13 protein-coding genes are annotated in these 12829 nt (G+C 30.2%); all 13 read left to right on the plus strand.

Features of this window, described 5'->3' with window-relative positions; genetic code table 11:
* Positions 1 to 22: 22 nt before the first annotated feature.
* The 13 genes from TICRE_RS01585 (at position 23) to TICRE_RS01650 (ending at position 12826) form a co-directional block, all read left to right on the plus strand.
* Positions 23 to 1309: a glycine/sarcosine/betaine reductase component B subunit gene (locus tag TICRE_RS01585; protein ID WP_075724449.1), complete on the plus strand. Its 1287-nt coding sequence runs from the start codon at positions 23 to 25 to the stop codon at positions 1307 to 1309.
* A gap of 21 nt (positions 1310 to 1330) precedes the next feature.
* Positions 1331 to 2629 carry a glycine/betaine/sarcosine/D-proline family reductase selenoprotein B gene (locus tag TICRE_RS01590; protein WP_084191726.1) on the plus strand — a complete coding sequence of 433 codons (1299 nt, stop codon included), beginning with the start codon at positions 1331 to 1333 and terminating at the stop codon, positions 2627 to 2629.
* Positions 2630 to 2901: 272 nt separating this feature from the next.
* On the plus strand, positions 2902 to 3981 hold the full coding sequence (locus TICRE_RS01600; RefSeq protein WP_075724455.1) for a YkvI family membrane protein: 1080 nt from the start codon (positions 2902 to 2904) through the stop codon (positions 3979 to 3981).
* Between the two features lie 110 nt (positions 3982 to 4091).
* Positions 4092 to 4361 carry an acylphosphatase gene (locus tag TICRE_RS01605; protein ID WP_075724457.1) on the plus strand — a complete coding sequence of 90 codons (270 nt, stop codon included), beginning with the start codon at positions 4092 to 4094 and terminating at the stop codon, positions 4359 to 4361.
* A 115-nt stretch (positions 4362 to 4476) separates the two neighbouring features.
* The gene (locus TICRE_RS01610; protein WP_075724459.1) at positions 4477 to 5538 is read left to right on the plus strand and encodes a Glu/Leu/Phe/Val family dehydrogenase; all 1062 of its coding nucleotides are present in this window, start codon (positions 4477 to 4479) and stop codon (positions 5536 to 5538) included.
* A 42-nt stretch (positions 5539 to 5580) separates the two neighbouring features.
* Positions 5581 to 6102, plus strand: coding sequence for a TDE2712 family protein (locus tag TICRE_RS01615; protein ID WP_075724462.1), 522 nt, complete (start codon positions 5581 to 5583; stop codon positions 6100 to 6102).
* 255 nt (positions 6103 to 6357) lie between these two features.
* Complete coding sequence (locus tag TICRE_RS01620) at positions 6358 to 6675, plus strand: hypothetical protein (protein WP_075724465.1); 318 nt, start codon at positions 6358 to 6360, stop codon at positions 6673 to 6675.
* 10 nt (positions 6676 to 6685) lie between these two features.
* A complete protein-coding gene (locus TICRE_RS01625; protein WP_075724466.1) occupies positions 6686 to 7735 on the plus strand; it encodes a V-type ATPase subunit in 1050 nt (349 codons plus the stop codon).
* Positions 7736 to 7740: 5 nt separating this feature from the next.
* Complete coding sequence (locus TICRE_RS01630; protein WP_075724468.1) at positions 7741 to 9693, plus strand: V-type ATP synthase subunit I; 1953 nt, start codon at positions 7741 to 7743, stop codon at positions 9691 to 9693.
* On the plus strand, positions 9690 to 10112 hold the full coding sequence (locus tag TICRE_RS01635; RefSeq protein ID WP_075724470.1) for an ATP synthase subunit C: 423 nt from the start codon (positions 9690 to 9692) through the stop codon (positions 10110 to 10112). Before TICRE_RS01630 ends, TICRE_RS01635 begins: the two co-directional genes overlap by 4 nt.
* A gap of 2 nt (positions 10113 to 10114) precedes the next feature.
* On the plus strand, positions 10115 to 10420 hold the full coding sequence (locus TICRE_RS01640) for a V-type ATP synthase subunit F (protein WP_075724472.1): 306 nt from the start codon (positions 10115 to 10117) through the stop codon (positions 10418 to 10420).
* Positions 10421 to 10431: 11 nt separating this feature from the next.
* Complete coding sequence (locus TICRE_RS01645) at positions 10432 to 11061, plus strand: V-type ATP synthase subunit E (RefSeq protein WP_075724474.1); 630 nt, start codon at positions 10432 to 10434, stop codon at positions 11059 to 11061.
* Positions 11062 to 11080: 19 nt separating this feature from the next.
* Positions 11081 to 12826: a V-type ATP synthase subunit A gene (locus TICRE_RS01650; RefSeq protein ID WP_408645639.1), complete on the plus strand. Its 1746-nt coding sequence runs from the start codon at positions 11081 to 11083 to the stop codon at positions 12824 to 12826.
* Positions 12827 to 12829: the final 3 nt, after the last annotated feature.

Genomic DNA, 12829 nt, shown 5'->3' on the forward strand with positions numbered 1-12829 from the left:
ATAAATGTGGAGGTGACTTTCCTTGAGACTAGAACAAAGAAGAATCCATATCAAGGATATACAATTAGGAAATGAAACTAGTGTAAAGAGTGGAGTTCTGACAGTAAACAAGGAAGAATTAATAAGCAAGCTTAAAGAAGATAAAAAGATTAAAGATGTTAAGCTAGATGTAGCTAGACCTGGCGAAAAAACAAGAATTATACCAGTAAAAGACGTTATTGAACCAAGAGTGAAAATAGAAGGAGACGGAAACGGTTTTCCAGGAGTTTCTACAAAAATGGCTCAATTAGGTGATGGAAAAGTAAATATACTTTATGGTGCTGCAATAGTAACTGTAGGGGATATAGTAGGTTTCCAAGAAGGTGTAGTAGATATGTGGGGCGAAGGTGCAAAATGGACTCCATTTTCAAGTACTTACAATCTAGTGGTAGATATTATACCAGTAGAAGGCTTAAAACCACATGATCATGAAGCTGCTGTTAGACTTGCAGGACTTAGAGCTGCTGAGTATGTAGGAGAAGCTGGAAGAGATGTAGAACCAGATGAAGTAAAAGTATATGAAATGGGAAGCCATGTTGAGGAAGCTAAAAAATATCCAAATCTACCAAAGGTAGCTTATGTAGAAATGCTTATCTCTCAAGGTCTACTTCATGATGGATATATATATGGAGTAAATAGTCAACTTATACTTCCAACTCTTCTTCATCCAAATGAAGAATTAGATGGAGCAGTTATAAGTGGTAACTGTGTTGCAGCTTGTGATAAAATCACAACTTATCAACATCAAAACAACTCATCTATCTTAGACTTATATGAGCAACATGGAAAAACTATAAACTTCTTAGGAGTTATCCTTACTCCAGAACTTACTACTCTAGAAGGTAAGTTTAGAACTTGTGATTATACAACTAAACTATGTATGAACCTTGGAGCAGATGGAGTTATAGTATCTGAAGAAGGATACGGAAACCCAGACTCTGACCTTCTTATGATTTGTAAGAAATTAGAAGATAATGGAATAAAAACTGTTTTAATAACAGATGAATGTTCAGGAAGAGATGGCATGAGCCAGCCTCTAGCAGATACTACTAAAGAAGCAGTAGCAGTAGTTTCAACTGGAAACGTAAGTCATGTTGTAAAATTACCACCAGCAGATAAAGTAATCGGAAATGATAAAGCGATTGCAACATTAGCAGGAGGATGGGAAGGCGCTCTAGAAGAAGATGGATCATTACAGTGTGAGTTAAATGCTGTTATAGGAGCTACTTCAGAAATAGGATATCACAATTTAACAGTTAAATTATATTAATTTTAGAGAGGAGGATGAAATATGAAATTCAAAGTATTATATTATGTTAATCAGTTCTTTGGACAAGTAGGTGGAGAAGATAAAGCGGGAATGGCTCCAGAATACAAAAAAGAAAAAATAGGACCTGCTTTAGGATTCAATGGTCTTCTAGGTGATGAAGGTGAAGTAGTAGGAACACTAATTTGTGGAGATAACTATTTCAACGAAAATAACGAAGAAGCTTTAGAATATATAAAAAATGTAATAAAAGAAGAAAACCCAGATGTAGTAGTAGCAGGACCTGCTTTTAATGCAGGAAGATATGGTATGGCATGTGCAGGAGTTGTAAATGCAGCAGCAGAGATGGGTAAAAAAGTTGTTACTGGAATGTATATAGAAAACCCAGCAGTAGATCATGCTAAGGGAAATGCTATAATAGTAGAAACAAAAGACTCAGCAGCTGATATGAGAAATGCTCTTCCTAAGATGGCAGCAATAGTTAAAAAACTAATGTCAGGAGAAGAAGTAGGAACTCCAGCAGAAGAAGGATATATAGCACAAGGAAAGAGACTTACAGTATTTGCAAAAGATAGAGGTTCTAAAAGAGCAGTTGATATGTTACTTGCTCGTTTCAATAATGAAGAATTTGAAACTGAACTTCCAATGCCAGTGTTTGATAAAGTAGATATAGCTCCAGCTATTAAAGATTTATCAAAAGCTACAATAGCTTTAGTTACATCGGGAGGAATTGTTCCAGAAGGAAACCCTGATAGAATTCAATCAGCAAGTGCTCAAAAATGGGGTAAATATGATGTAAGTGGTGTAGATTCACTTCAAGAAGGTGGATATGAAACTATCCACGGTGGATATGACCCAGTTTATGCAAATGAACTTCCTGATAGAGTAGCTCCATTAGACTTTATGAAGCAAGCTGAAAAAGAAGGAAAGATAGGTAAAGTATTCAAATACTTCTATACAACTACTGGTACTGGTACTGCTGTAGGAAAATCTATAGAGTTTGGTACTGAGATAGGAAAAGAGTTAAAAGAAGCAGGTGTCGATGGTGTAATCCTTACATCTACGTGAGGTACTTGTACACGTTGCGGTGCAACAATGGTAAAAGAAATAGAAAGATACGGTATTCCAATAGTTCATATGTCTACTATCACTACGATTTCAGAATCAGTAGGTGCTAATAGAATAGTTCCAACTATTGCTATTCCTTATCCAGTAGGAAATCCAAATCTTGACAAACAAGAAGAAGAGGATTTAAGAAAAGATATGGTAAATAGAGCATTAGATTGTTTAGCTACAGAAATTACAGAAACAACACAATTCTAATATAAATCAAAATCAAGAGAAAGTATATTTATACTTTCTCTTGATGGTTTTTGTTATAATTAATAGAAATTTAACAATATCAAATCTTTCTAGTTAAGATAAAATGAAACTTCTACTATTTACCTTTTAATACTTTAATGATATAATGTGTTAAAGTGACTTTGAGATGTTTAGCCTTTAAAATTTATTATGTAAATTAAGTAAAGATTAGTATCCATTTAAGGATTTTAAATTGATATTAGTTTGTATTTAAAAAAGCGAGGAGGGAATTTATGTTAAAAGGAAAAATTGATTTAAAAATGGTTTTTAGTTATGCTGGGGCATTTATTGCATTTTTAATAGGTTCTGGTTTTGCAACAGGTCAAGAAGTATTACAGTATTTTAGTTCTTATGGTTTCAAAGGATTGCTTGGAGTGTTAACGGTATCTTTATTATTCTTTTATGTAGGAAGTAGCTTTATGAGTGTAGGACAGGAGCATAAGTTTGAAAACGGAAATGAAATATATAAATACTACTGTGGAAATAAAATAGGAACCTTTTTTGATTATTACTCTATAGTTTTTATATATATGTCATTTATAGTAATGATAGCAGGTGCTGGCTCGGCTATAAATCAGCAATATGGATTGCCCATCCCCATAGGAGGAATAGCACTTGGAGTAATTGCAGGGGCAACTGTAATATTTGGACTAAGCAATATAGTAGATGTAATAAGCAAAATAGGACCTGTTATTATCCTTTTAACAATAACCCTTGGTATATTTGCAATTGCAAGAAATCCAGAAGGATTAAGGAATGCAAATACTATTCTCTCTCAAGTTGAAGTTTTAAAGGCATCTACAAATTGGTTTTTTGCAGCACTATCATATGTAGGGTTTTGTATGATATGGTTAGCAGGATTTTTAGCTTCTATGGGAAGTACAAGTAAAAGCAAAAGAGAATCTGTTTTAGGAATACTCTTTGGTACTCTAGGATTTGGTTTAGCATTAGCTATTATAGTTTTAGGAATCCTAGCTAATATAAAAGAGCTAGCTGGATCACAAGTTCCTAGTTTAGCATTGGCTCAAATGATACATCCTATTTTGGCTATTATTTTTTCAGCTATAGTAATAGCAGGTATATATACAACTTCAGTTCCTCTACTTTGGCAAGTAATTGCTAGGTTTGCAGAGGAAAAAACAAAAAAGTTTAAAACTTTAACAATTTCTTTAACAGTAATTGGAACTACTATAGGAGTATTGATTCCATTTGATAAGCTAGTAAATAAGGTATATGTAATAAATGGATATATAGGTATTATATTAATAGGATTTATGATTTTTAAAAGTATAAGAAACAAAAGTCTGTTTTAACAATATAAAAAAGGAATACTTGGATCTTTTCTTTCAAGTGTTTCTTTTTTTAATATCTATACAATAATATATAGACAGAACTTGGGTATATATATTTAGAGGTGAGATATATGAGAAGAGTAGTTATAAATGTATTTGGTAGAGTTCAAAGGGTAGGCTTTAGATTTAGTACCCTACAAAAGGCGAGAGAATTTGATATAAGTGGATTTGTAAAAAATTTAAGAGATGGTAGCGTTGAAATAGAAGCTCAAGGAGAAGAAGAAAAGATAGAAAAATTTATACAATGGTGTAAGGTAGGACCAATTTATTCAGAAGTAAAAAAAGTAATGGCAGAAGATATAGAAGTTATAGATGGAGAAGATGAATTTAATATATTTTAATTTTAACATTAATCAATAGATGTTTTTATATCTATTGATTAATGCGTTTAAATAAGTTAAAATAATTGTAAGAGAAAATGATTTCCAGCAAGATATATAAAGAGGAGGCGTTTTAATGAATATATTTGACTACTTAAAAGAATATGATTATGAGCAAGTTGTATTTTGTCAAGATAAGCATAGCGGATTAAAGGCTATTATAGGAATACATGATACAACCCTAGGACCTGCCCTTGGTGGAACGAGAATTTGGGACTATAAATCAGAAGAAGAAGCAATTATAGATGTATTAAGATTAGCTCGTGGAATGACTTATAAAAATGCTGCTGCAGGACTTAATCTTGGTGGAGGGAAAGCTGTAATTATAGGAGACCCAGAAAAGATAAAAAGTGAAGAACTCTTTAGAACTTTTGGCAGATTTGTAGAAAGTCTTGGTGGAAGATACATAACTGCAGAAGATATGAATGCAGGGACTAAAGATATGGCTTATATAAACGAAGAAACAAACTATGTAGTAGGACTTGAGGGTAAAAGTGGTAACCCATCGCCTGTTACAGCTTTTGGTGTATTTAAAGGAATTTTGGCTGCAGTAGATGAAGTATATGGTAGTGAAGGTTTAAAAGGAAAGACTGTAGCAGTACAAGGGCTAGGAGCTGTGGGATATGGACTATGTGAATATCTTCATAAGGCAGGAGCAAAACTTCTTGTAACTGATATTAGAAAAGATAGTATAGAAAAGATAGTAAATGAATTTGGAGCTAAAAGTGTAAATCCAGATGATATATATGGCGTAGATTGTGATATATTTGCACCCTGTGCTATGGGTGCTATTATCAATGACTTTACTATAGACAAATTAAAATGTAAAATAGTGGCAGGGTGTGCAAACAATCAATTAGCAGAAGAAAAACATGGTGATATGCTAATGGAAAAAGAGATTTTATATATACCTGATTATGTAATAAACAGTGGCGGAGTTATAAATGTATATGAAGAATTAAAAGGATATAATAAAGAAAGAGCTATGGATAGAGCAGCGGGAATATATGATAGCGTTAAAAAGATAATAGAAATATCTAAAAGAGATAATATTCCAACTTATAAAGCAGCAAATAGAATGGCAGAAGAGAGAATCGCTGCAATTGGAAGAGTAAAGAAGATGTATTTAAAAAAATAATTAAATAAATAGTTAAATAAATGATTAGGGAGATGGGGAAAAATGGTAAAAACAATAACAGTAAACTTAGATGTAGTAGAAATGATGCTTTTTTATTGGCAATCTATTAGAGATAGACAAAAGGTAAGTGATGCTTTTATGATAGAGGTTGCAGAAAAAGAAGATATGAAATATCTTTATAATGACAACTTTAAAGAGGAGTCTGTAAGAAAAGTGCTTTCTGCTATTTCAAATAGAGAAAAAGTAAATCATCCTACTAAAGAAGAATCAAGATTTTGGAGCCATAATATGTGGATGCTGGAAGATTTAGATAATATGAATAATATGGTAAGACCTATAAAAGTTTTAAATTTAGATTATTTAAAGGAAGATTTAGAGAGCAATTTTGAAAAATTAGAAGTTGTATTTATACCAGGGCATTTAGAAGAATACTATATTGATGGAAACAAACTAATAATCAATTTCTTTAATATTATGGTAGATAGTATGGATGAAACAAAAGTGAATCTAGCTGGAAAACCTATTGAAAAATATGTAGAAGAAAAGTTGAAAGAATTAAGATAATATTTTAGCTAGAAGAATATACTTTAAAAGGTGTATTCTTTTTTTATAATTATATATTTAAATAGCACTAATTTATAATTTATTTAAGAATAGCCGTAAAACGGAGAAAATCAATGTATAAGCATAAGAAACAAGTGAAATATGACTAATCCTCTACACAAAATCACTTTTAGGTTTAAAACAACTTAATAGCTAATATTTGTAAATTTACTTAATTAATATTAAGAGTATAATAGGGTAAATAGGAGGGATTGCATGAAAGAAATAATAAATAGAATTATAGAAATTGATAAAGAAACAAACTCTATAAGAATAGAAGTAGAAGAGCTTATAGAAAAACAAGAATTAGAATTAAAAAAAGCCATTTATAATTTGGAAAAAGAATCTAGTATCAAAACAAAACTAGAAAGTGAAAAAATATATGAACAAATTATTAGTCAGGGAAAAGAAGAAGTGAAAAAACTGGCAAATAAAGATATAGCATTACTTAATAAGATCCATATTAACTACAATAAACAAAAAGAAAAGCTAGTAGAAAAAGTATTTGAAAACCTTTTCCTAGGTCAAGAATAGAGGGATTTATATGAGTAATGAAAGAATATTTTCAGCTATAAACACCAAGATAAGAGTTTTAAAATCAAATCTCTTAAATGAGTTAGATTATATAAACTTAATGAAGAAAAAAGATTTAAAATCTCAGATAGAATATCTTATTGAAAACACTGTGTATAAAAAAGAGATGGAGTCAATAGACGATATAAATAGTTTAGAAGATGTAGAATTTGCATTAAGAAATCATATAATAGATCAATATGAAAAGATATTAAACTTTTTTACTGATGAATATAGAGATCTATTTAAAACTTTGTTATTGCGATATGATATTGAATTTTTAAAAGTTTATATAAGGATATTAGAAAGAAAAGATGAGTCTATAAAACTTGATAAATATACATTTTCAAATGAAAAGTATCATAGTTTTAATTTAGCAAAAATAATGAAAACTTCTAATTTAGAAGAATTTGTAGATAGTCTAAAAGGAACAATTTATTACAATGCATTACTTTCTTATAAAGATCAAAAAGATAAAAAGACAATATTTTATATGGAAATGAATTTAGATAAATTATACTTTAATCTCCTATATACTAAATCTAAATTTTTAGGTAAAAAAGATAGAGATTTATTTCAAGAAATTCTTGGTATCAATGAAGACCTCTTAAACATTGAATGGATTTATAGAGGAATTAAGTTTTACAAGCTTCTTCCAGAGGAACTAATAAACTTTACACTCACCCATGGCTTTGTATTTAAATATAACGATTTAAAAAAGATGGCTTATGGAACTGAAGAAGAACTAATAGATAGGGTCTTAGCTACTAAATATGAGTTTTTATTTAATAGTGAACAAGAGATAGATTTGTATATGGATAGAAGGATACACAGATATCTTTATTATATGTTCTTAAAACTGTTAAAAGCAGGAGGACTCAATATAGTTCTTTCAATTGCATATATTCATCTTTTAGAATATGAAGCTAAAGATATAATTTCTATATTGGAGGCGAAAAGATATGGATTAGATATTGAAGAGATCAAAAAATATATGATAAGAAGTATTGAAAGGGGGTAAATATAATGGCTGTAGAAAAAATGCTAATGATGAATGTAATTGGTAGAATTGAAGATGTAGATAGTGTATTAGCGGATATAATATTGTCTGAAAAGGTAGAGTTAGTATCAGCCCAATCCCAAATTGAGGCAAACAACTTTGTATTTAAATTAAAAGATGAAAATATAGACAAAGCTATAGATTTAAACTATATTACTGAATTTGAAAAGGATAATATTTATGAAAATGAATTAAAAAGAGCAAGTGAATTAAAAGAAATGTTAGATATAAAATCAGATTATTTAAAAGGGCTTTCTAAGAAGAAATTTAATCAAATAAATGATAATGATAGATTTAATAAGATTTATGATAAAGTTAAAAATTGCTATGATAAACTAAATAAAAATAAACTCAAGTTAGAGGAAATAGACAATATTTATAAAAGTTTTTGTAAAATATCTAATATAGATATAGATATGGAAGATCTTGGTAACCTAAACTATTTCGACTTTAAATTTGGAATTTTATCTAAAGAAGATAGAATAAAGTTGAAAAAGAATTATGAAAATATATTGGCAGTTATCTTTCATACAGGGACAAGTGATGAAGGTGAAGTATATTTAGTCCTATATCCTTGTAATATAGAAGAAGAAATGGGTAGAATTTTGCGTTCTTTAAACTTTAAAGAACTGATGGTTCCAGATGAATATACAAATACACCAAAAAGTGTAGAAGATACACTTGCAGAAACAAAGATTAATTTAGAAAAAGATATAGTTATATTAGAAAAAGATTTACAAAAACACAAGGAAACATATAGTGAAGATATAGGTTTTATTTATAATAACTTAAAGATTAAAGAAAGAATAGAAGAATTAAAAATTTATATGTCAAAATCCAATAAATATTTTTATCTATCTGGATGGATTGGTATTAAAGATAAAGACTATATAGTGGATATGTTATCACAATATAAGGACCTTTTAATAATATTTGAAACCGAAGGTGGAACAACTCCTCCTACAAGATTAAAAAATTTAAAAATTTTTAAGCCATTTGAGATGCTTGTAAAGATGTATGGAACACCATCTTATGATGAACTTGATCCCACTCCGTTTTTAAGTCTTTCTTATATGTTTTTGTTTGGTGCAATGTTTGGAGATTTAGGTCAAGGTTTAGTATTAATTTTGGGAGGGATCTTCTTAGCTAGAAAAAACAAGATGTTTGGAGGACTGCTTTCACGGTTAGGGTTTAGCTCTATGATTTTTGGAGGATTGTATGGTGCAGTATTTGGGTTTGAAGATATTATCCCTGCCCTACTTATTAGACCCTTTGAAAATATAAATACAGTTCTTGCAGCTGCTGTATTTATAGGAATTATTCTGATACTGATCTCTTACATCTATGGACTTATAAATAGTGCTAAGAGAAAAGATATGGAAGATGGATTGTTTGGTAAAGAAGGGGTTGCAGGATTGTTGTTTTATATAACACTACTTCTATTAATAGGAGGTAAACTTATAAATAAAACTATATTAAGTATGTGGATAGGCATACTCATTATAATAATATGTATAGTAGCTATGGTCTTTAAGATGCCTTTAACTCATCTTATCAAGGGAAAGAGACCTCTTCATTGTGAAGATATATCAGGATATTATATTGAATCTGTGTTTTCCATTATAGAAACTCTCCTTAGTATGTTAAGTGGAACAGTTTCTTTTATAAGAGTAGGGGCCTTTGCTTTAACCCACGTGGGATTATTTATAGCATTTGAAACAATTGGAGAAATGATAGGAACTACTTCTGGAAATATAATAGTACTAATCATAGGAAATATAATAATCATTGGTCTTGAAGGTCTTATAGTATTTATACAAGGATTAAGACTTCAATATTATGAATTATTTAGTAGATATTATAAAGGAGAAGGAAGAGAATTTAAATCAGTTAAAATTAATGGAGGGGAAATAATATGAAATTTATATTGATATCAGTAAGTTTAATAGTTTTATTAACAATTGGAACTGGAATTTTTATGATCTATAATGATATGTCCGCTAGTAGAAAGAAGCTTAAAAAAATTTTAAGAGCCAATCTTTTTGTTTTTTTACCTCTTTTAATAATATCTATAATAACTTTAGTACCACAGGCTATAAATGCCACATCAGCTCAAGCATCTGATCCTTCAGGACTTGGATTTATAGCAGCAGCTCTTTCTACAGGGCTTGCAACAGTAGGAGCAGGATATGCGGTAGGAATAGTAGGTTCTTCTGCTCTTGGAGCTGTTTCAGAAGATCCAAGCATACTTGGTAAAACATTAATATTTGTAGGACTTGCAGAGGGTATAGCTATATATGGTCTTATAGTTTCTATATTGATCTTAGGAAGAATATAAAAATGAAATCTTTTTTAATTAGTGATAATAAAGATACCCTATGGGGACTTAGACTCTCTGGTATAGAAGGAGTTTTAGTTAATACTGATGAAGAAATAAAAAGTGAATTTAAAAGAGTTATAAACAATCCTGAGATTGGTATTGTAATTTTAACAGAGGATATATTTGAAGAGATAAAGGATGAAGTACTAGAGTTTAAACTATCCTCTGATACTCCTCTTATAACTACTATTCCAGATATTGGTGGATTGAGGGATAAAAACTTTATAATGAGGTATGTAAAAGAGTCTATAGGTATAAAAATTTAGGTGGTGATTTTTTGATTACTATTGAAGATAAATTAGATATTTTCTATAAATTGGTATTTAAGAATGAAGAAGAAAAAGCTCAAGAAAGATTAGAAAATATAGAGATACAACATAAAAGGATTTTAAATGATAAGATAGTAGAATTAGAAAAAATGAAGGAACAAAATATTAATAGAAGAAAAAACTTAGCACAAATTCAAAAAAACGAAATGATATCTAAAGCTATTGGAGAGGATAAACGCAAACTTTTAATAAAAAGGGAAGAGCTTCTAAAAGATTTAATTAGTTCTCTAGAGATAAAAGCTAAAGAATTTACTAGTACAATAGAGTATAGAGAATATATGTTAAAAAGATTAAAAGACACTTTAAAGGAATCAGATGAAAAAGATATAATAATAAAATTAAACAAAGAAGATAGTAAAAAACTACAAAAAGAATTATTAGAAGTAGCTAAAGAGTTCAACGAAAACTTATCTTTTGAAGAATTAAATAAAGATGCAATTGGCGGATTTGTAATAACAGATAAAGCTAAGACTTATAGCTTAGACAATAGTTTTAAAAGTATTATTGAAGAGAATAGATATAAGATAGGGAAAGAACTTTATACATCTTTAGAAAAGATAGGTGATTTAAATGAGTAGCTTGGTGGGGAAAATCTCTATGATAAATGGTCCTGTAATCCTAGGGGAAAATATGACTGGATTTAAGATGAGAGAGATGGTTCTTGTAGGTGAAAAAAAACTTATAGGAGAAATAATTTCAATAGATAAAGACAGTGGTATTATACAAGTATATGAGGAAACAGAAGGACTAAAAAGGGATGAAAAAATTGTATCTACAGGTAAGCCTTTATCACTTAAATTGGGTCCTGGAATGCTAGGAAATATGTTTGATGGTATTCAAAGACCCCTTAAAAGTATAAAAGATAATTTTGGAGATTTTATTCCAGAAGGTATAGGGCTTATATCTATAGATGAAGAAAAAGAATGGGATGTAGAAATAGATGTAAAGGTAGGAGATACCGTTAAAGAAGGAGAGATATTTGCAAAAGTGCAGGAAACAGAATTAATAAAGCACAAACTTTTAGTTAATATAGGAGTAAATGGTAAGGTTACTAAAGTTATAGAGGATGGAAAGTACAATATAGAGACAGATCTTGTAGAGGTGGAAGATGAAAAGGGTAAAAAACATAATCTAAAGATGTATCAAGAATGGCCCGTTAGAATTCCAAGACCTATAAAAGAAAGACTTCCTATAGATAAACTACTAGTTACAGGGCAAAGGGTATTAGATATATTTTTTCCAATAGCAAAGGGTGGTACTGCTGCTCTCCCAGGGGGCTTTGGTACTGGGAAAACTATGACGCAACATCAACTTGCAAAATGGTCTGATGCAGATATTATAGTATATGTAGGTTGTGGTGAGAGAGGAAATGAGATGACAGAAGTACTAGAAGATTTTCCAAAACTGATAGACCCTAAGACTGATAAGCCTATAATGCAAAGAACAATCCTTATAGCCAATACTTCAAATATGCCAGTAGCAGCGAGGGAAGCAAGTATATATACGGGTATCACTATGGCAGAATACTTTAGGGATATGGGTTATCATGTAGCTGTTATGGCGGACTCGACTTCTCGTTGGGCTGAGGCACTAAGGGAAATATCAGGTAGATTAGAAGAGATGCCTGCAGAAGAAGGATATCCTGCATATCTTCCATCTAGACTTGCACAGTTTTATGAAAGAGCTGGCTATGTAGAATCCCTCTCTGATAATGATGGTTCTGTAACTATAATAGGTGCAGTTTCACCTGCTGGAGGAGACTTTTCAGAACCTGTTACAGAAAATACTAAGAGATTTGTAAATGTGTTTTTAGGATTGGATAGAGAACTAGCTTATTCAAGGCATTATCCTGCTATCAACTGGCTAAATAGCTATAGTGGATATATGAATATGCTTAAAAATTACTATGAAATGAACCTTGATGAAGATATAGAAGATTTAAGAGCTAAGATGTTAAAGGTTTTATATGAAGAAAGTAGATTGCTTGAAATAGTGCTTCTGGTAGGAGAAGATGTACTGCCTGATGAACAAAGACATATTCTTGAGATAGCCAAGGTAATAAAAATTGGATTTTTACAACAAAATGCTTTTCATAGAGAGGATACGTACGTACCTCTGCAAAAACAATTAGAAATGCTAAAGACAATAGACTTACTATATGAAAGAGGTCTTGAAGCTATAAAGATGGGGATTCCTATTTCTAAGGTAAGAAATGGAGAATTGTATGATGAAGTTATCAAGATGAAATATACTATACCAAATAATGATATAGAAAAAATTGATAGAATTAAAAATCTAATAAATAATTTTTATGATAAATTAGAATTAGATTATTCTAGATAGTGG

Origin of the sequence: Tissierella creatinophila DSM 6911 (assembly GCF_001940565.1) — a bacterium.
Classification (GTDB): domain Bacteria; phylum Bacillota; class Clostridia; order Tissierellales; family Tissierellaceae; genus Tissierella_A; species Tissierella_A creatinophila.

Bases quoted from the DNA above. Each gene is read 5' to 3' on its own strand.
- TICRE_RS01600 (WP_075724455.1), top strand. From the start codon at position 2,902: ATGTTAAAAGGAAAAATTGATTTAAAAATGGTTTTTAGTTATGCTGGG.
- TICRE_RS01605 (WP_075724457.1), top strand. From the start codon at position 4,092: ATGAGAAGAGTAGTTATAAATGTATTTGGTAGAGTTCAAAGGGTAGGC.
- TICRE_RS01610 (WP_075724459.1), top strand. From the start codon at position 4,477: ATGAATATATTTGACTACTTAAAAGAATATGATTATGAGCAAGTTGTA.
- TICRE_RS01615 (WP_075724462.1), top strand. From the start codon at position 5,581: ATGGTAAAAACAATAACAGTAAACTTAGATGTAGTAGAAATGATGCTT.
- TICRE_RS01620 (WP_075724465.1), top strand. From the start codon at position 6,358: ATGAAAGAAATAATAAATAGAATTATAGAAATTGATAAAGAAACAAAC.
- TICRE_RS01625 (WP_075724466.1), top strand. From the start codon at position 6,686: ATGAGTAATGAAAGAATATTTTCAGCTATAAACACCAAGATAAGAGTT.
- TICRE_RS01630 (WP_075724468.1), top strand. From the start codon at position 7,741: ATGGCTGTAGAAAAAATGCTAATGATGAATGTAATTGGTAGAATTGAA.
- TICRE_RS01635 (WP_075724470.1), top strand. From the start codon at position 9,690: ATGAAATTTATATTGATATCAGTAAGTTTAATAGTTTTATTAACAATT.
- TICRE_RS01640 (WP_075724472.1), top strand. From the start codon at position 10,115: ATGAAATCTTTTTTAATTAGTGATAATAAAGATACCCTATGGGGACTT.
- TICRE_RS01650 (WP_408645639.1), top strand. From the start codon at position 11,081: ATGATAAATGGTCCTGTAATCCTAGGGGAAAATATGACTGGATTTAAG.